Source organism: Winogradskya humida, from assembly GCF_016862215.1.
GTDB lineage: Bacteria > Actinomycetota > Actinomycetes > Mycobacteriales > Micromonosporaceae > Actinoplanes > Actinoplanes humidus.
In genome coordinates, this window is record NZ_BOMN01000139.1 from 42,467 (window position 1) to 61,858 (window position 19,392).

Genomic DNA, 19,392 nt, shown 5'->3' on the forward strand with positions numbered 1-19,392 from the left:
GGCATGGAGATCCTCCAGGTCGCCACATTCTACCCCCCGCACCTCGGCGGCGAGGAACTCGTCGCGCAGCAGCTCGCCGGGATGCAGGCGCACCGGCACGACGTCACCGTCTACGCGTCACGGGTCGGTGCCGCCGGCGCGCCCCGGCGGGAGCAGCACGGCCGGTTGCGGGTCGTCCGCGACGGCGCCCGCAGTCTCGGGAACACGCCGGTCACCCCGCGGCTGCTGAGCCGGCTGATCCGGCACCGGCCGCGGCCCGACATCGTGCACGTGCACGCGGGGCTGGCGATGACGCCGGAGATCGTGCGGCTCGCGTCGTGGCTGCGCGGGATCCCGTACGTCGTGCATCTGCACCTGATGGTCCGCCCGTCGAGCCGCGCCGGAGCCCTGCTGCTCCCGGTGTACCAGCGGGTCTTCTACGCCGGGTTCCTGCGGCACGCCGCCCGCGTCATCTGCCTGACCGAGGCGATGCGCCAGGTGGCGATCACGACGTTCGGGCTGCGCCCGGAGCGGGTGGTGGTGGTGCCCAACGGCGTGGACATCGACGTGTTCGGCTCGGTGGCACCGCAGCGCCGGGCGGAGCGCGAGCTGCTGTTCGTCGGGCGGCTGACCGCGCAGAAGAACGTCGGGCTGCTCGTCGAGGTGATGGCGGCGCTCCCGCCGGACGTGTGCCTGCGCATCGTCGGCGACGGGGAGCTGCGGGAGGTGCTCGAGCGCCGGGTCGCGGCGCTGGGGCTGGCCAACGTCCGCTTCGAGGGGCGGCTGAGCCCGGACCAGCTGTCCCCGCTCTATCAGCGGGCGACCGCGGTGCTGATGCCGTCGACCCACGAGGGGCTGCCGCTGGTGCTGCTCGAGGCGATGGCCGCGGGCGCGCCGGTGGTCTGCTCGGCGCTGCCGGAGCTCGTCGAGGCCGGTGGTGACGCGGTGGTCGCGGTGGCTCCGCTCACCCCCGGGAAGCTGGCCGCCGTCCTGCTCGACCTGCTCGGCGATCCGGCCCGCCGGGAAAGGCTTTCGCATGCGGCCCGTACGCGCGCCGCCGGCTACGGCTGGACCGAGGTAGCGGCCCGGGTCGACGCGGTCTATGCCCAGATCACGGCGGAGCGCCGATGACGGTGCTGAACTATCTTCCCGATCTGCCCGTCGCACCCCCCCTTTCGCCGGCCCGGCTGCCCGTCCGCGACCGGCGGCTCACCATCGCGGCGTTGCTCGCGCTCCTCCTGCTGAACGCGATCGTCCTCGCCGATGTCCTCGCGCCGCTGCGCGCGGTGGTCGGCCTGCCGGTGGCGTGCGTGGTGCCGGGCGCGCTCGTCCTGCGGCTGCTGCGCAACACCCACCGCCGCGGCGCGGACTGGCTGCTGCACGCGGTGGCGCTGTCGCTGGCCGGGCTGTTCGTGATCGCGGGTGCGCTCGGTGTCCTGCCCGGCCTGGAGATCAACCCCGTCGGCGCCCTCGTCGCGCTGGATCTGCTGATCGCCGCCCTCGCGCTCGCCGATCTCCTGACGAAGATCCCTTCAAGGGACAACACCGATCCGTTGGTACGCCCCACAGCAGCCGCGACGATCACGACGACACTCGGCGTCGCCGCGGTGGTGCTCGTGGTCACGGGCGCGCACCACCTCAACGCCGGCGGATCATCGGCGCTGACGGCTGCCGGTCTGGCGGTGGCGGCGTGCGCGCTGGCCGCCGCGATCGTCGCGGGCCGCCGCCGCAACACCGGTGTCGCCGCCACCGGCGTCTACCTCGTCGCGCTCGCCGTGCTGCTGGCCACGTCGCTGCGCGGCATCGGCGTGACCGGGCACGACATCAAGATCGAGTACCGGGTGCTGCTGGACACACTCGACGGCGGGTCCTGGTATCCCGGCGGGACGTTCGTCGGCTACAACTCGTGCCTGAGCATCACGGTGCTGCCGGCGTTCCTGGCCCGGCTGCTCGGCCTCGCCGCCGTCGACGTCTTCCGGGTCTGCTTCCAGCTCCTCTTCGCGCTCGTGCCCGTCGGCGTCTACCTGCTGGCCCGGCGGCGCTTCCCCGGCGGGTGGGCGGTGGCCGCGGCCGGGCTGTTCATCGCGTTCCCGGGCTTCGTCAACGACATGCCGATGCTCAACCGCCAGGAGATCGCGCTGATCTTCTTCGTGGTGCTGACCGGAACCCTGCTCGACGCGCACGCCCCGCGCCGGCAGCGCCAGGCGCTCTTCGTCATCGGCGCGACCGGCCTGACCGTCTCGCACTACACCAGCACCTACGTCGCCGCGACGGTGCTGCTGATCGCCTGGGCGCTGCGCCGGCTGCGCAAGCGGGGCCGCACCCGGTTCGGCCGGCCGGCTCTGGTCCTCGTCGTGCTCGCGGTCTCCTGGGCCGTCGCCTCCAACAGCGCCTCCACGTTCGGCACCGGTCTCTACACGGCGGCGGCCGCGGTCGTGGACCGGGCCACCGTCAGCGCCGACGCCGCCCGGTACAGCCTGATCGGCGGGGAGAAACCGGTCAGCGACGCCGAGGCGCTGGCCCGCTACGTGACCGCGATCCGCGCGAACGTGCCGGACGCCCCACCGGTCGCCGCCGCCTGCACCCCCGTGCTGATCCCGGGCGACCACCTGCCGCCGACCGATGCCGGGACGGCGATCGCGCGCGCCGGGGTCACCCCGGAACAGCTCAACGCCACCTCCCGCGGCGCCGCGGTGCTGCTCTTCGAGGGCGGTGCAGTCCTCGGCTGTGCGCTGCTGTGGTGGCGCCGGCGGCGTACCGGCACCGAGACCCTCGCCCAGCTGACCGCCGCCGGCCTGGTCCTGCTCGCCGTCTCGGTCGTCGCACCGCAGCTGACCGACAGTTACGGGCTGCTGCGGCTCTACCAGCAGTTCCTGGTCCTGCTCGCCCCGCTCGTGCTACTCGGGCCCGCCGTCGCAGCGCGCCTGCTGCTCGGGCGGGTCACGGGCACCCAACGCGCCCACCGGGTGACCGCGGCGTTCGCCGCGGCCACCTCGGTCGCCTGCCTGCTCACCATCAGCGGGCTCATTCCGCAACTCGTCGGGGGATACGTGCCGCAGCTCAATCTCAACAACGCCGGACCCTATTACCGCGCCTACTACGCCGACGACGGCGACCTGCGGGAGGCCGCCTGGATCGGCAGGCATCTCGCACCGGACACCTGGCTGGTCACCGACAGCCGGGACACGGCCAACCTGCGCAGCATGACGCACCTCTACCCGCAGGAGGGCCTCGCGCCGGGCACGACCCCCGCCGAGGCGTACGTCGGCCTGCGGGTCGGCGCCGATCCGGACCGGGCCGTCGCGGCGGCGGTCGTCGGCGAGCGGGTCCTGCGGTACACGTTCCCGATCAGGTGCGTCTCCGCCGGGCGCCCGCTGGTCCGCCAGACCCCCGTGTACCGCGTCTACGGCCCGGTGATCAGGCCGTGAGCCTCGACGTCGGGCGCCCGGCCGCCACCGTGGAGCTGACGACCTCGCTGCGCATCCTGCACGTCGTCAACATGGGCACCACGTGCGGCGGCGCCGAGCGGCTGCTGAGCGACACGGCCGCCGCGCAGCGCGCCGCCGGGCACGAGGTGCGGGTGCTCTCCAGCGACCTGCCGGGCAGCGGCACCCGGTTCAACGACGCCGCCTGGGCGCAGACGGGCCGCGACGCGCACTGGACCGCCCGGCTGCGCGGCCAGCTGAACAATCCCGCGGCCGGCGTGGCCCTGGCCGAGCAGGTGCTGGAATTCCAGCCGGATGTCGTGCACCTGCACACCGTGGGGCTGCTCTCCCCGGCGGCGCTGCCCGTGCTCGCGACGACCCCGACGGTGCTGACCGTGCACGGCGCCGAGATCTACGTCCGCGGGACCGAGCGGTTCTGCATGCCGGACTCCTGTTACCGCCGGACCGCTGACGGCGAGCCACGGCTGACCGTACGCGGCCGCCTCGTCGCCCTCGCCACGGCGCTGCTGGCGGGCCGGGCCTGGCGCCGGGGCCTGCGCGTCGTCGACGTCGTCCTGGCCCCGAGCCGCTACCTCGCCACCCTTGCCAGCCGTGATCTCGGCCGGACCCGGGTGGTGCCCAACGGGTACACGCCGTCGCACCCGGGCGTCGTCCCGGAGCAGACCGCACCGCACCATCCGCGCCTGCTCTTCGCCGGCCGTCTGGAGCAGTTCAAGGGACCGCAGGTGGCCCTGGCCGCGATGCCGGCGATCCTGACCCGGCACCCGGACGCCCGGCTGACGATCTCGGGCTCCGGCCCGATGGAACAGACCCTCAAGGAATATGTACGCGACCACGACCTCGCCGCCCACGTCGAACTCACCGGCTGGCTCGCCCCCGGGGAGCTGCAACGCCGCTATGCCGAGGCGGATGTCGTCTTGGTCCCGTCGGTGTGGCCGGAGGCGTTCGGGCTGACCGCGCTGGAGGCCTTCGCCGTCGGTACGCCCGTCGTCGCGTCCGCGGTCGGCGGCCTGCCCGATCTGGTACGTGTGGGGGAGACCGGCGCTCTCGTGCCACCGGGCGATGCCGCCGCGCTAGCCGCCGCCGTCAGCGACCTGCTCGACGACGAGCCCCGGCGCCGTCTGCTCGGCCGGGGCGCCCGCGCCCTGCACGCCGGGCTGACGCTCGACCGGCATCTGACCACGGTGCACGAGTCCTACGGCGACGCCATCGCCGCGCATCACGCGCAGCGCCGCCCGGCCGGCGCCCACCGCGCTGTCGCCGCGGGTCAGGGCCCGGCCGCACGCCTCGCCGGTTTCGTGCGGGAAACCATGGCCGACAGCCTCCTGCGCAACTCGGCGCTGCTGCTGCTGTCCACGGTGGTCCTTGCCGGCGGCGGGTTCCTGTTCTGGCGGGTCGTGACCCACCTGCTCACCACCCCCGAGGTGGGCCGGGCCAGCGCGCTGATCTCGGCGTCGACGCTGGTGGTCAACCTGGCGCTGCTCGGGCTGAACAACTCCCTGATCCGCTATCTGGGGGAGTGGTCCGACCGGGCCCGCACCGTCAACACCGCGCTGACCGTCGTGGCCATCGCCGCGCTGCTGGGGGCGCTCGTCTTCGTCGTCGCCCTGCCGTCGCTCGCACCGGGTCTCGTCGGCGTCGAGCACCCCGGCCGGTCGCTGGCCTTCATCGCGCTCTGCGTCACCGGAGCTGTCGGCCTCTGTTATGACAATGTGTTCGTCGCCCTGCGCCGCAGCGATTACGTGCTGGTCCGCAACGTGCTCGTGGTGATCCTGCGGCTCGGCCTGCCGCTGCTGCTGGCGGGTTCCGCGGCGTTCGGCATCTTCGGCGCGTACTGGCTGGCCCCGGCGATCGCCCTGCCGCTGTACTTCGCCGCCGCGCACCGGCTCGGCCTCAGTGCCCGGGTCGCGCTCGGCGCCGAGCGGCTGCGGGCCATGTGGCGCTACTCCGCCGCCAACTACATGGCGACCGCGATCCTGATGACGCCGAGCCTGCTGATGCCGGTCATGGTCGCCCACCGGATCGGGCCCGGACCGGCGGCGAAGTACTACATCGCGTCGCTGATCGCCGGGGTGCTCGTCTTCGTGCCCCAGGCGACGGCGCGCAGCTTCTTCGCCGAGGTGTCCCACGACCGGGGCAGCCTGCGCGCGCACCTGTCCCGCGTCGTCACGGTCACCACCGCGCTGCAGGGCCCGGTGCTCGCCGTGATCATCCTCGCGGGAAAGCCCCTGCTGCGGCTGTTCGGGCCGGACTACGTCCCGGCGTACCCGGTGCTGGTCCTGCTCGCCCTCACCCTCGCGCTGAGCTCGGTCGGCTTCATCGGCAGCACGCTGCTGCTGGTCGCCGGTCGCACGAAACTGCTGTGCCAGCTGTCCGCCGCGGCGTACGCCGTCTCCCTGATCGGCGCCTACCTGCTCGCCGGGCAGGGCCTGGTCTGGATCGGCGCCGCCCTGCTCACCGGCGAGGTCGTCCTGACCATCGGCTACCTGCGGATCATCGCCGTGGAGCTGCGTACGGCGCCGATTGTGGACAACACCCCGACAACCCAGCCTGCCGTGCCCCGGCCGGCGGAAAGGACTTCGATCTCGTGACAGGTTTCAGCCAGGCGGTCCGCGCGGTCGGCCGTCCCGTGCACGCCTCCACCTCCTCGTGGTGGCGCCGGGCGCTGCGGCACCGCGCGGTGGACGCCACGGCACTGGTGACCGGGCGGCGCATCATGGTGCTGGCCCCGCACCCGGACGACGAGACGCTGGGCTGCGGCGCCGTCATCGCCCGGGCTCGCGCCGCCGGTGACCAGGTCACCGTCGTGATCGCCACCGACGGGCGGCACAGCAGCCGGTCGCAGGTGCTCGCCCCGGAGCCGCTCGCCCGGGTGCGCAGCGGCGAGTTGCGGACGGCGTGCCGCGCGCTCGGGGTCGCCGAGCAGGACGTCGTCCAGCTCGGCCGTGAGGACGGGACGCTCAGCGACTGCCTGCCCGAGGTCGCCGCCGAGCTCGCCGCGCTGCTCGCCGACCGGCGGCCGGACACCGTCTTCGTCACCTGCCGGCAGGATTCCCACCCCGACCACGAGGCGCTGCACGAGGCGCTGAGCCTGGCCCTGCGGTATCCGGTGCCGGCTCAGGAACCGCCGCAGGTGCTGGCGTACCCGATCTGGGCCTGGACCAGCGGGCCCTGGTTCCTGGCGGCAGGGCGGCTGCGGACCCGCCGGCTCACCTGGGCGCTGCGGCAGCTGTTCACGACCGGCTGGGTGGAGATTCCGGCCGGTGACCACCTCGCCGCCAAACGGTCGGCGATCGAGGCGTACGCGAGTCAGACGACCAACTTCACGGGGGAGGCGTCATGGAGCTATCTGCCGGCGGACGCGGTGTCGCTGTTCCTGCAGCCGTCGGAGATCTTCCTGGCCGTCGGCCGCCCGGAGCCGGTGCGATGACCCTCGAGGAGTTCGAGAAGCTGGGCCCGCAGTGGGAGACGCTGTACGCGAAGTCGGCGTCGGCCACCCCGTTCCTGGCGCACGGCTGGCTCAGCGCGTACTGGCGTGCGTTCAACCCCGCCGACGTCCGCATCGTGTGTGTGCACGACGGCGCCGGTCGCCTGGTCGCCGCCGCCGCCCTGCGGGTGCAGCGCCGTCGCGGGGTCCGCACCCTGATCCCGCTCGCCGCGGAGCTCACCGACTTCAGCGACGTCCTGCTCGACGACGACGTCCCGGACGCGGGGGAGGAGCTGGCGGCCTCACTGCTCGCGCTGCCGGGCTGGGATGTCATCGAGCTGCCCGAGGCCCCGCCGGGCGCGCAGGTCTGGCGGCTGCTGAACGGCTGGCCAGGGCAGGCGTTCGCGCGCCCGGCGAGCGTCTGCCTGGAGCTGCCGGTCGGCGCGACCGAGGTGGTCCTGGCCGGCCTGCCCGCCAAGCAGCGCCGCCACCTGCGCCGCAACGACCGGCTCGATCTGCGCCACGAGGCCGTTCCCGCCGATCCGGAGAGCCTGGCCACCGGCGTCGGTGAGCTGCTCGACCTGCACGCCCGCGAGTGGGACGGCCGGGGCGGCAACGCGCTGCACGGCACGGAGACGTTCCGCCGGCACCTCACGACCGCGGTGCAGAACCTGGCGCCGCAGGGCCGGGCCCGGCTCACCCGGCACACTCTGGACGGTGTGCTCGCCGCGGTGTCGCTGACGCTCTACACGGCCGGGACGGTCGCGGGCTATCTTTACGGCGCCGACCCGTCGCTGCGCAAACAGGTCGACATCAGCGCGCTGCTCATCGACTCGGGGTTGCGGCTGGGCCGCGAGCACGGCACGGCGAAGCTCTCGCTGCTGCGCGGTGAGGAGTCCGGCAAGCTGCGCTGGCAGCCCCTGGCGCGGCGCAATCAGCGGATGACGTTGCTGCGCCCGCACTTCGGCCTCGGTCACGGGTTCGCCGTCGCGGGCCTGATCTCCCAGGCGGGCCGCGCGAGCCTGCGGCGCATCCCGGCCGTGACGCGGTTCGCCACCCGACTGGGCTTCTGACGTACACGAGGGGTTTTCAGCGCACAAACGGACTGCGGCGGTACGCAGGTATCGCGTACCGCCGCAGTCATCGGGGGGTGGGTGAGGTCATCAGCGAACCATGGCCGCCTTCAGGGCCGCGTACGCCGGCTTTGCGCTGCCGTCGAACCGCAGGACGCCGAAGTGCTGCTCGCGGTCCGTGGCCGAGGTGCCGGTGTCACGGGCGGAGTAGTAGAACATCGGGCCGGCGAACGGCTTGGCGTACCAGACGTCGTACGCCTCGGTCAGGTCGCTCGCCTGGCGGGCCTCGGTGAACGAGTTCGAGCCACCGGTGGGCAGGCCGTACTCGGTCGCCCAGAGCTTGTCGGCGGCGTCGCCGTTCGCGGACATGATGTCGTAGAGCTTCTGCGAGTCCTGGTTCATGTGCGAGCTGTTGGCCGGGGTGTAGCTACCGGTGTACGGGTGCCAGCCGACCGCGTCGAGCAGGCCCTTGGCGCCGTTCGCGTACGCGTCGCTGAGGTAGGTGAACGGGTCGGCGCCGCCGGTCCAGTCGGTCGGGGCGAGCGCGCCGAACACGATGTTCGCCTTGGTGCCGAGCTCGCTGGCGGCCTTACGGACACCGGCGACACACGGGATCAGGGTGGTACGGGCGTACGCGGCACCGTTCGGGTTGCTCAGACCCGGGTGCGGCAGGTTGATCTCGTTGCCGACCTCGTAGTCCATGACGCCCATGGGGATGTAGTGCTTGGCGGTCTGGTAGCAGTAGTTGTTCAGCAGCGACGTGTCGGCGGCGGGGCCGTAGTCGCCCACGTTGCCGTTGGCCCAGCCCGGCACGGTGTGCAGGATGGCGAGGTAGCGCAGGTTGCTGGCACGCGCGTCGGTGATGACCCGGTCGAACGTGTCCCAGCGCCAGTCGCCCTTGATCGGCTCGAGGTACTGCCAGCCGAGGTCGCTGCGGATGTACGTCGCGTTCGCGGCGCTGACGGCCTGGAAGTCGGCGGCGCGGCGGTCGTTCCACGGCATGCCGGCGCCGAGCGCGACACCACCGATGTGCTTGCCGGCCGGAGTGGTGGCCGGGGGCGGTGTGACGGTGGTGGCGGGAGGGGTGACCGCACCCTTGGCGGCGGTGTAGTGGGCGGAGACGCGGGCGGCGGTCAGCACCTTCGGGTACATCGCGAGACCGTCGACGAGCAGCTTGCCGGGGTTGACCGGGTTGCCGTTCGCGGAGTTCAGCATCGCGCCGATCTCCAGCGGCAGGCTCTCGGCGTCGGTGCCGGCCAGCCCGGCGGTCGTGCCGGTCTTGTCCAGGGCGCCGTCGACGTACCAGTTCCAGCGCTTGTCGGTGCCGTTGAACGTGAAGACCAGGTGGCTGTAGTTGCTGGAGTTGAGGCCGCGGGTGGTGCCGATGTCGATGCCGTTGCGCTTGAAGTGCACGGTGTGGGCGCTGTCGGACGAGACCCACATCGCGGTGCCGAAGTGACCGGTGGTGACCTGGCCGCGGCTGAAGATGGTCGGCCAGCCCGTGGTCTGCGGCGTGGCGGGCAGCTTGGCCCACACCTCGGCGGTGAACGAGGACGCGGCGCGCATGGAGTCGGTGTACGGCACCCGGATCTGCTGGCCGATCCCGTCGAACGAGGCGGCGTTGCCGACGGCGCCCTTCGTGCCCAGCAGCGCCGTGGAGATGCTCGGCGCGGCGTGCGTACCCGTCAGATCCTTGATCTTGCCGGTGGTCTCGTCCATCGGCCAGTAGCCCTTGGGGCTGTCGGCCAGCACGGCGGCGTCGTAGGCGGTCGTGGTCGCGGCGGCCTGCGCCGGGGTGATCCCGGTCGCGATACCGGCGGTGAGGGCGGTGACTGCGACACCTACGAACGTCGAAACGGTGGACAGCGGCTTCATTGGTTGCTCCTCTACTAGGGGCGACCCGAAGGGCCGGAAGACCGGCAAGGACCGCGGCTGCGATCGGTGCTCCATCGGCGTACACATGTCTCTTCGCCCTGCCGGCAGAGGCAGCGAGTTCCGCTTCGGTGGAGTTGAGGTGCACGGAAGTTGCCGATTCTGGACAGCGAAAAGGGAGCCCCCGCCGGGTGGCGGAGGCTCCCTTTTTTGTCAGGGCCGGAGGGGTCAGCCGATCGTGATCAGCTGGGCCTCGTCGCGGCTCCTGTTGTCGTGGCTGACGACCATCAGACCCTTGGGCGGGTTGCGCAGGAACTCCGCCCGGTTCAGCGTGACCGTCTCGGCGACGCTGGCGTTCGGCGCCACCTCGGCGAACGCGCCCGTGCTGATCGCCGGGGTGAACACGTTGTAGGTGGCCGTGCCGGCGATGGTGTCGCTGGTCGGGTCCACCAGGCCGGCGCTGGCCGCGTGGTACGTGATCCGCGGGCTGGCCGCCGAGAGGCACGGCGAGCCCTCCTGGCACAGCTGCGAGATCAGCACCGGGAGCACCAGCGTGCTGCTGTCGGTCGGCGCGTCGGCGAAGAACTCGAGCGTGGCGCCGCCGGTCCGCAGGTCGAACACGGCCGTGACCAGCTCACCGGTGACGTCACCGGTGGTCAGCGCGCCGTAGTCCGCACCGACGACCACGTAGTCGTCGACCTTGTCGGCGTTGACGTCGACGTAGATGTCGAACTCGTTGCTCGCCGCGTTCGACCAGCGGTCGTGGGTGGCGACGGCGAACTGGATCGCGTCATCGGCGAGCAGGCTCTGCACGCCGACGGCCTTCAGGTCGGTCGAGCCCTGATCCTCGTCCGGGTCGGACAGGCCCCACGCGTAGAAGTCGGCGGTGCCGGTGGTGGCGCCACGGCGGTTGGTGACCGTCGCGGTGGCCGTGCCCTTGGCCCGCAGCGCACCCGTGTTCAGGTCGGTGTGCACGTTCGAGACCGCCTGCGGCACCAGGTAGTACGGCACCCGCAGTGCGACACCGGAGTTGCTCCTGCCCACCGGCGTGAACGTGACGAGCCCGGCGACGTCCTGGAACGCGCTGGAGTCCCCGGCGGTGGCGGCCGGCACCTCGAGGGTGACCGCGACCGCCGCGGTGCCCCGCGCGGGGACCGTCACCCGGGTCTTCTGCAGCTTGACCTTATGCGGGCTGCCGGCCGCCCGGGCCACCGAGACGGTGAAGGTGGCCGCGGTCCGGCCGAAGTTCTTCACCTTGACGAGCTTGTTCCTGCTGTAGTTGGCGCCCAGCTCGGCGAACCCGTAGTTCAGGGTCGCGGTGCCGCTGTCGCCGAGCGCCACGACCTGGGTGTCGACCGCGCCCGGCACCTGGATCAGGCCGGAGCCGCCCAGCCGGGTGCTGTACCCGGTGACCTTCGCCGGGTCGGCGGTGTTGACGATGGCGGCCTTCCAGTACTCGGACCTGCGCCAGTCCGGGTGGGCCTGCTTGACCAGTGCGGCCTCGCCGGCGGTGTGGGGTGCGGCCATCGAGGTGCCGGACTCCGTGGCGGAGCCGTTGCCCGTGCCCGAGCCGGCCGAGACGATGCTGACGCCCGGCGCGGTGACGTCCGGCTTGAGCCAGCTGTCGCCGGTCCGCGCGCCGCCCGAGGTGAAGCTGGCGAAGCCCAGGTAGTTCGGGTTGCTCAGGTTCTTGTTGGTGAGCGTGGTCGTGGAGCCGTCAGCGGCCACCAGCGCGGCCGCGGCGGTGTTCGGCACGCCCAGGAACGGGATGGTGACGTTCGCGGGCTCACCGGTGTCGGGGTTGCTGGTGATCGCGCCCTCGAACGGCGGGTACGCGGCGTCGGTGTTCACCATCAGGACCGCGGCGGCACCGGCGGCCTGACCGTAGACCGCCTTCGCGACCCGGCCGCAGGTGCCACGGGCGACGACGACGAGCGCCCCGGCGACCCCGGGCTGGTCGAACTCGGCGACGCTGCAGCCCAGCGCGATGCCACCGGCACCGTTGCCGAGCACCTTGACCGGCAGGGTCAGCCCGTCGGCGAAGGTCGCGCCGTTCGCGTTGATCGCGTCCAGCGACGTGCCGGTGCCCAGGGCCAGACTCGCGCCCGGGAACGACGGGACCGGGTCGCTCGCCGCGACGCTGATCACGCCGGTCGCGGTGGACGGGCTGCCCACGATGTACGGGTTGTGCCCCGAGTTGCCGGCCGACGCGACCACGATCACGCCGTCCTTCGCGGCGTTCTCGGCCGCGACGGCGTCCGGCGACTCCGCGGAGCCGAACGACGAGCCGAGCGACATGTTGATGACGTCCATGTCGTTGGCGACGGCCCACTCGATGGCGTCGACGACCATGTCCGTCGAGCCGTTGCAGCCGAAGACGCGGACGGCGTACAGGTCGGCCTTGGGGGCGGCGCCGGGGCCGACGGTCCAGGAGTTCGACCCGACGGTCTTCGTGTCGTAGGTGCCCTTGTACGTCTTGCCGTTGCTGAGCACGCCGTACCCGGCGGTGGTGCCCGCGACGTGGGAGCCGTGCCCGTTGCAGTCGAGCGGGTTCGCGTCGGGGACCGGCACCGGCTGGTACGTGGCGCTGCCCGGGTCGGCGTCGTACGTGTCACCGACGAGGTCGATGCCGCCCTTGACCTTCGGCGCCTTCGGGCCGAACAGTGCGGGGTCGGCGGCCTGCGTCTCCGCGGCGTGGGCCTTGTCGTACGCGGCCACGGTGCCCGGCCCGCCGAAGTCGGCGTGCGTGTAGTCGATACCGGTGTCGATGATCGCGACCTTGACGCCCTCGCCGCGGTACTTGTCCGGCGCGCTCCACGCCTGCGGGGCACCGATCAGCGGCACGCCGTTGGTGTTGTCCGGCTTGACGGTCTGCACCGCGTGCACGCCGACGACGTCCGGGGCGGCGGCGAGCGTGTCCAGCTCGTTCGCGTTGATCCGCACCTTCACGCCGTTGTACGCGTGCTGGTAGGTACCGAGCACCGTGCCACCGAGACCGCGCACCTTCTGCACGACCGGCGCCTGCTCCTTGCCGAGCTGGTCACGGCGCTGCTTGCGCTGCGTCGTGGTCAGCGGCGTCGCGGCGGCGGCGTCGGTCACCGCGACCGGGTCCCCGCTGAGCTGCACCATCACGGTGACCGGCCTGTTCTTCAGGGCCAGCGGTACCCCGGTCACCTTCGACCCGGCCGGGACCGGTTCGAAACCCGGCCGGTCGCCCGGCGCGGCGAACGCGCTCGTCGAGGTGCTCACCATGCCCAGGGCGGTTATCAACAGGCCCACGCCCGCCGCCCGGGTGAGCTGCGATCGAATCAACCTCACTGCGGCTGCCTCCTTGCCGTAACCGGCCGGGCACCGCCGGCAGGGTTCGCCGCACTCGGGCTGCCGGGCCGGTCGGAATGTGCATAACGGACCCGATTGATCAGGCCCATCGACCACGATGGACGTCCGCCGGGCCCCAGAAGCTTCACACGCCGACGAGCCGGGACTGAATAGCCGAATGGCCGACCCGGGCCTGGCCGAGTGGATGATCTTGAAATAGTGAATTGTGCATATGTTGCGCCGTCATTGACGGCTGATCACGAGCACCATCCCGGCAAGGGTGACCACAGTGGCCCCGGCCTGCACCGGCGTGGGCGTCGCTCCGAGGTGGACCAGGGCGGAACCCACCCCGACCAGCGGCGGCACCCCCAGCCCGAGCAGGGCCGAATAGGACGCGCCCGCGGTGACCAGAATGCGATGCTGGAGCAGATAAGCAGGGACATAGATGACAATGCCCAGAATGGCCAGCAAACCGACCGCGGTCAGACTGACGGCCGCCCCTTCCACCACCGCCCACGCGATCAGCGGAATGCTCCCGGCCGCGAAGATCGGCAGAATCCGCGGCGCCATCGCACCGTGATATCCGCGATTGACCCGGGCGAAGAACAGCCCGTAGAAAGCGATCGACAGCATCGCCGCCACGGCGCACACCGTCCCGAGCGTGACGTCGCGCCCGAACGTCCCGGCCAGCCGGGGGACCACGTAGGCGGCGGCCCCGGCCACGGCGACGGCGGTGCCCGCGACGGTCAGCAGGGGCGGCCGGGCGCGGGCCAGCACGCTCTCGGCGACCAGGACCACGGCCGGCGCCAAGCAGAGCACCAGACTCGGCAGGGCAGGCCCGGCAAGCGCGATCGCGACGGTGGAGAAGACCGTATAGGCGGTCACCCCGGTGCCGGCAAGGATCACAATCTGCCACCATCGGTACGCCCGGAGCGCCGGCGTCCCCACCGGCGCCGTCCGCCACGTCAGCGCCGCGAGCCCGAGCACGGTGAACCCGGTCCGCCCCGCGGCGACGGCCGCCGTGCTCGCATCCCGCAGCGACACGCCCACGACCAGCCACGTCGCGCCCAGCAGCAGGATCAGCGCCCCCGACCGCGCGAACAACCGGGTCCGGTCACTGACAACCGGGCGGGGCCGTTGTACGCTGCCCACGATGAATACCTCCTGGTACGGATTGGAGGTCCCGTCCGCGAAGTGTGAGTGCTGATGCGCTCCCACGCCGTGAACGGCGACTCCCGTCTTCCTGTCTGGCAGCGCGTGCGCGAGTTCGCCGTGCCGCCCCCCATGATCCATACGGCCACCACCCGGCGTCTCGCGGGTGACTGGGCCGGCGCCTGTGCCGCCGCGCGGTTCGACGTCGACATCGACCTGCGGGGTCTCGCGCGCACCCATGGTCTCGAATTCACCGGCCGGGTCCGTGACGACCTGCGCCACCTCGCCCCCGACCTGCTGCGCTGGCACCTGCCCCGGGTCGCCCCGGACGGCCTGCTGCGACCCGGCCTGACCCTGACCCTCGCCCGGTACGGCGCGGAGCACCTGGTCGCCCGGACCGCACCGGCCTGGGCGGACAGCGGCCAGCGGATCTCCCTCGCGCTGTGGAGCGGCGGCCCGCATCCCGACCGGCGCTTCCGGCTCGACCTGCACCGCCACCTCTGGGATGCCCGCCGCACGGCGGAGCTGCGGGAACGCTCCGTGCAGGACTGGGCCTACGAGGCAGCTCTGCTGCGCCACGCCGAGAACCGCCCGGACGCCCCCGTCCTGGTCCGGCAGCGCACCCGCCGCTACCTGGCCCTGACCCCCGACGCCGAGATCCAGCACACCGAGACCCAGCACACCGAGACCCCGCACGCCGAGAGCACGGTCGCGAAGCCGCGGCCGGGTGACCTGCTGCTCCCGGACGCGGCCACCAGCACGCCTCCTGACGTGCTGCTCCTGCGCGCCGGCCTGATCGACCCCGCCCACCTCCACCCCCTGGTCGCCGCAGCCCTGGCACCGGGGATCAGCGCGCCGCCCCCGTCCCCGAGCGCTGCCCCGCACGAGCGTCAGGTCGACTGCCGTGGGGTGCCGCACCGGATCGCGCTCGTCGACGGGGTTCTCGCGCCGCTCGACCACGACCCCGTGGAACTGCGCCGGGAGGAGCTGCTCGTCGCGTTCGGCGGGGTCCCGCTGCCCTGCCTGCGGGTCATCGACGAGGCGAACCGCAACCCGGCGGGCCTCGCCGACATCCAGGGCCGCCTCGCGCACGGCGACACCACCGGAGCCCTCGACGCCATCGAGGCCCTCCTCGGTCCACAAGCGACGCTGCGCGCCGGTGCCCTGCGTGACGAACTGCTGGCCGCCGCCGAACGCCGCGTCACCTACGGGCTCTACCGCGCCGGAATGGCCGGTCACTGCCCACCCGAACAGCGTGTTCCCCGTCAACGCCACTTCACAAAAAGGTGATCACACACTTGACCAGCACCCTCGACGTCGCCGCCGATCTGCTCGGCCTGCTCACCACCACGGACACCGAGCCGCACACCGATCCGCAGCTCGACGCGCTCACCCTGGCCGTCGCCGCCGACCTGCCGGTGCTGCTGTGGGGCGAGCCCGGCATCGGCAAGACCGCGGGCATCAGCCAGCTCGCCGCATCGCTCGGACTGCCCCTGACCACGGTCATCGCGAGCGTGCACGAGCCGACCGACTTCTCGGGGCTGCCCGTGATCGGGGCTGATCCGGAAGCTCACGGCGTACCCATGGCTCCTCCGGATTGGGCGGTGAAGCTTGTCAAAGCGGGTCGTGGCCTGCTGTTCCTCGACGAGCTCAGCACCGCACCACCCGCCGTGCAGGCCGCGCTGCTGCGGCTAGTCCTCGAACGCCGGGTCGGCGCCCTGAAACTCCCGCCGGGGATCCGGATCGTCGCCGCGGCGAACCCCCGCGCGTCCGCCGCTGACGGCTGGGAGCTCAGCGCGCCGCTGGCCAACCGGTTCGTGCACCTGCAATGGGCGTACAACCATGAGGTTGTCGTCCGAGGCCTGGGCGGCACCTGGCCGCACGCTGCCCTGCCGCAGCTCGACCCCGGCAACCTTCACCAAGCCGTCGGGTACGCCCGCCGCGCGGTAACCCTGCTGCTCACCGCCCGCCCGGCCCTCGTCCACCAGCTCCCGAAGAGCGAGACCCGCCGGGGCGGCGCCTGGCCGTCCCCGCGAACCTGGGAGATGGCGGTACGCCTGATCGCGTTCGCGACAGCGGCCGGCACCTCGCGTGAGGTGCTGTCCATGCTGGTCCGCGGCGTGGTCGGCGACGGGCCGGGCCTGGAACTGCTGGCCGGCCTCGACCGGATGGACCTGCCCGACCCGGAGACGCTGCTCGCCGACCCGTCCGCCGCGCTCCTGCCGGACCGGGGTGACCTGCGCCAGTCCGTGCTCGACGCCGTGGTCGCGGCCGTGCGGCAACGCCCCTCGCGGGAGCGGTGGGACGCCGCGTGGGCGCTGCTCGTGCGGGCCCTCGAAACCGGGGCGCCGGACCTGGTCGTGGTGCCGGCGAGCACGCTCGCCACGCTGCGCGAGGACGACTGGCCCGTTCCCGCGGAGATCGAAATGCTCGCCGGCGCCATCGACGTCTCCCGCCAGGCCGACCGCGTAGGTGCGGGCCGGTGACTTTCGACGAGGAGAAGCTGTACGCCGCACGCCTGCACGCCACCCGGGTGCGCCCCTACCTGGCGTCGGCGTTGTTCGCGCTCACGCCGGTGGAGTCGCAGCGCGTACCGACGATGGCAGTCGACCGGTACTGGCGCTGCTACGTCTCCCCGGCGTTCGTCGCGGCGACCCCGGTGGAGGAACTCGCCGGGGTCTGGGTCCACGAGGTGTCCCACCTGCTGCGCGACCACCACGGCCGCAGCGACCGCTACGCGAAGAAGCATGAGCTGACCGGCCGGGCGGAACGCCTGCGGATGAACATCGCCGCCGACTTCGAGATCAACGACGACGTGTACGGGCACGGCCTCACCCGCCCGTCCGGCGTCGTCGTCCCCGAGATGATCCACCTGCCACCGGGCAAACTCATGGAGGACTACCTGGGCCGGTTCCGCCTCGGCCCGTACACCGACGGCATGACCTGGCTCGACTGCGGCAGCGGCGTCGACGGCCTCGACCGCTCGTGGGACCTCGGCCCGGACGGCGGTCACGGGCTCACCGACCAGGAACGCGATGGCGTCCGCTTCCGCGTCGCGCAGGGCATCAACGGTCACCCCGGCGACGTCCCGGACACCTGGAAACGGTGGGCGGAGGACGCGTTCCATCCACCTCAGCCCTGGCGCGCGCTGCTCGGCGCCGCTGTCCGTGCTGCGGCTGCGGGCTCCGGCGCGGGCGGCGATTACACGTACGGCCGCCCGGCGCGACGTTCCTCCGCCCTCCCCGGCGTGGTTCTCCCGGCGCTGCGCCGCAGCCCGCCCCGCGTCACGATCATCATCGACACGTCCGGCTCGGTCAGCGACACCGAGCTGGGGAGCGCGCTGCTGGAGGTGGCCGCGATCGGGCGTACGGTCGGCGGCGGCCGTGGCCAGGTGCGGGTGCTCTGCTGCGACGCGGCGGCCGGGGTGGCGTACCCGTTGTGCAAGGCCGAGGGCATTCCCCTGATCGGCGGTGGGGGAACCGACCTTCGGGAGGGCTTCAGCCAGGCGCTGTCCTCGCCGCCACGGCCCGATGTCGTGGTCGCGCTGACCGACGGGCAGACCCCCTGGCCCAGCGAACAGCCCCCGTGCCGCACGGTGGTCGGCCTGTTCGCCCGGACCATCAAGGAGGACGCCGCGATCGAGGAACACGGCGAGGGCGACGGCTGGGTCGACACCCCGTCATGGGCCCGGGTCGTCACCATCGGCTGACCGTCTCGCGGATCGGTGGAGGCGGTCGGCGAGGGCGGCGACGCGGGTGCGGAGTTCGGCGGGGCGGTCGATGGCGAACGGGTGATCCAGGGCGGCGAGCAGCGGGGGTAGCCAGTCGAGGCTCTCCGCGCGGATCTCGACGTGGGCCCAGCCGGTGCCGGGCGACTCGGTGATGGTCGCGACCGAGGGCGGCAGCCGGGTGCGGATCTGGGCGGGCGTGGCCTGGATCCGCAGGGTCACCTCGTGCCGGTACGGAGCTTCGGCGAAACCGGCGAGCAACTGCTGAGCCGGGTCCACGTCCGCGGGCGGCTCGAAGGATCCGGGCAGGACCCGCGCGCCCTCGATCCGGTCGAGGCGGAACGTGCGGCCGGCGCCGGCCGCGGCCTCGGCGCCCGTCACGTACCAGCGGTTCGAGTGGACCACCAGGGCGTGCGGGTGCAGGGTGCGGGTGGTGCGACGGGCCTCGCGGTCGGCGTACCTGATGGAGATCGGGTTGTGGTGCTTGATCGCGTCCGCGATCGTCAGCAGGACCGTGCTGTCCGGGGTGGGTGCGCCGCCGGAGGCCGCCGTGGTGAAGGTGATCGTTTCCAGCAGGGCATCGAGCCGGCGGCCCAGCCGCGCGGGCAGCACCCGGCGGATCTTGGCCGCGGCTGTCTCGGCCGCGGCAGTTGTTTCGGCTCGGCGGGCGGCGGTCAGGGCGAGCAGGACGGCGAGGGCCTCGTCGTCGGCGAGCATCAGCGGTGGCATGCGGTAACCCGGAGCGAGCCGGTATCCGCCGTAGCGGCCGCGGACCGATTCCACCGGGACGTCCAGGTCGATCAGGTGGTCCACGTAGCGGCGGACGGTGCGTTCGTCGACCCCGAGACGGCCGGCGAGCTCGGCCAGGGTGCGCAGGCCGCCCGACTGGAGCAGCTCCAGCAGGGTCAGGACGCGGGCGGTGGGTCGGGCCATACGCGGAATCATCTCCCCGATACTGGGCGGAATCTGTCCAGTATTGCTTCTAGCGTCGTCCGCATGAACTTCGTCTCGATTCGCGTCATCACCGGGGACGTCACCCGGCTCGTCGACTTCTACCAGCGCGCGACCGGTGCGACCGCCGAGTGGTCAACCCCGGAATTCGCCGAGGTACGCGTGGGGTCCGCCACGATCGCCATCGCCGGCACGGCCACCCTCGCGCTCTTCGCCCCCGACTCCGCCGCGCCCGCCGCGAACCGCTCCGTGATCACCGAGTTCCTCGTCGACGACGTGGACGCCGTCTTCGCGGGGCTGACCAGCTCGGGGCCGGCCATCGTTCAGGAACCCACCACGATGCCGTGGGGCAATCGATCGCTGCTGATCCGTGACCCGGACGGGAACCTCGTCAACTTCTTCACCCCCGTCACGGAGGCGGCCAAGATGAAATTCGCTCGCTGACCA

General features: G+C 72.5%; 13 protein-coding genes. 9 read left to right on the top strand and 4 right to left on the bottom strand.

The features are described 5' to 3' along the window. Window positions 1-3 precede the first annotated feature (3 nt). From Ahu01nite_RS46270 to Ahu01nite_RS46290, 5 genes are read left to right on the top strand one after another with little or no spacing between them, the layout of a single operon-like run. The gene (locus Ahu01nite_RS46270; protein WP_203843124.1) at window positions 4-1,110 is read left to right on the top strand and encodes a glycosyltransferase family 4 protein; all 1,107 of its coding nucleotides are present in this window, start codon (window positions 4-6) and stop codon (window positions 1,108-1,110) included. Then, window positions 1,107-3,407: a glycosyltransferase family 39 protein gene (locus Ahu01nite_RS46275; RefSeq protein ID WP_203843125.1), complete on the top strand. Its 2,301-nt coding sequence runs from the start codon at window positions 1,107-1,109 to the stop codon at window positions 3,405-3,407. The genes Ahu01nite_RS46270 and Ahu01nite_RS46275 overlap by 4 nt, the downstream gene beginning before the upstream one ends. After that, window positions 3,404-6,016 carry a glycosyltransferase gene (locus Ahu01nite_RS46280; RefSeq protein ID WP_203843126.1) on the top strand — a complete coding sequence of 871 codons (2,613 nt, stop codon included), beginning with the start codon at window positions 3,404-3,406 and terminating at the stop codon, window positions 6,014-6,016. The genes Ahu01nite_RS46275 and Ahu01nite_RS46280 overlap by 4 nt, the downstream gene beginning before the upstream one ends. Next, window positions 6,013-6,855 carry a PIG-L deacetylase family protein gene (locus Ahu01nite_RS46285; protein ID WP_203843127.1) on the top strand — a complete coding sequence of 281 codons (843 nt, stop codon included), beginning with the start codon at window positions 6,013-6,015 and terminating at the stop codon, window positions 6,853-6,855. The genes Ahu01nite_RS46280 and Ahu01nite_RS46285 overlap by 4 nt, the downstream gene beginning before the upstream one ends. Next, complete coding sequence (locus Ahu01nite_RS46290) at window positions 6,852-7,925, top strand: GNAT family N-acetyltransferase (RefSeq protein ID WP_203843128.1); 1,074 nt, start codon at window positions 6,852-6,854, stop codon at window positions 7,923-7,925. The genes Ahu01nite_RS46285 and Ahu01nite_RS46290 overlap by 4 nt, the downstream gene beginning before the upstream one ends. Before the next feature lie 90 nt (window positions 7,926-8,015). Here the strand turns inward: Ahu01nite_RS46290 and Ahu01nite_RS46295 are convergent, their stop codons facing one another. The 3 genes from Ahu01nite_RS46295 to Ahu01nite_RS46305 form a co-directional block, all read right to left on the bottom strand. Further along, window positions 8,016-9,800: a LamG-like jellyroll fold domain-containing protein gene (locus Ahu01nite_RS46295; protein ID WP_203843129.1), complete on the bottom strand. Its 1,785-nt coding sequence runs from the start codon at window positions 9,798-9,800 to the stop codon at window positions 8,016-8,018. A 225-nt stretch (window positions 9,801-10,025) separates the two neighbouring features. Then, a complete protein-coding gene (locus tag Ahu01nite_RS46300) occupies window positions 10,026-13,115 on the bottom strand; it encodes a S8 family peptidase (protein WP_203843130.1) in 3,090 nt (1,029 codons plus the stop codon). A gap of 243 nt (window positions 13,116-13,358) precedes the next feature. After that, window positions 13,359-14,267, bottom strand: a complete 909-nt coding sequence (locus Ahu01nite_RS46305) for a DMT family transporter (RefSeq protein ID WP_203843131.1) — start codon at window positions 14,265-14,267, stop codon at window positions 13,359-13,361. A 54-nt stretch (window positions 14,268-14,321) separates the two neighbouring features. Here Ahu01nite_RS46305 and Ahu01nite_RS46310 point away from each other — a divergent pair, with 54 nt between their 5' ends. From Ahu01nite_RS46310 to Ahu01nite_RS46320, 3 genes are read left to right on the top strand one after another with little or no spacing between them, the layout of a single operon-like run. Further along, window positions 14,322-15,557: a hypothetical protein gene (locus Ahu01nite_RS46310; protein ID WP_203843132.1), complete on the top strand. Its 1,236-nt coding sequence runs from the start codon at window positions 14,322-14,324 to the stop codon at window positions 15,555-15,557. Window positions 15,558-15,565: 8 nt separating this feature from the next. Then, a complete protein-coding gene (locus Ahu01nite_RS46315) occupies window positions 15,566-16,753 on the top strand; it encodes an AAA family ATPase (protein WP_239159683.1) in 1,188 nt (395 codons plus the stop codon). Beyond that, entirely contained in the window at window positions 16,750-17,976 is a 1,227-nt protein-coding gene (locus tag Ahu01nite_RS46320) for a vWA domain-containing protein (RefSeq protein ID WP_203843134.1), read from the top strand. Before Ahu01nite_RS46315 ends, Ahu01nite_RS46320 begins: the two co-directional genes overlap by 4 nt. Here the strand turns inward: Ahu01nite_RS46320 and Ahu01nite_RS46325 are convergent. Next, window positions 17,947-18,927: a helix-turn-helix transcriptional regulator gene (locus Ahu01nite_RS46325; RefSeq protein WP_203843135.1), complete on the bottom strand. Its 981-nt coding sequence runs from the start codon at window positions 18,925-18,927 to the stop codon at window positions 17,947-17,949. The two genes, Ahu01nite_RS46320 and Ahu01nite_RS46325, sit on opposite strands and share 30 nt — an antisense overlap. A gap of 63 nt (window positions 18,928-18,990) precedes the next feature. Here Ahu01nite_RS46325 and Ahu01nite_RS46330 point away from each other — a divergent pair, with 63 nt between their 5' ends. After that, window positions 18,991-19,389 carry a VOC family protein gene (locus Ahu01nite_RS46330; RefSeq protein WP_203843136.1) on the top strand — a complete coding sequence of 133 codons (399 nt, stop codon included), beginning with the start codon at window positions 18,991-18,993 and terminating at the stop codon, window positions 19,387-19,389. The last annotated feature ends 3 nt before the right edge of the window (window positions 19,390-19,392 follow it).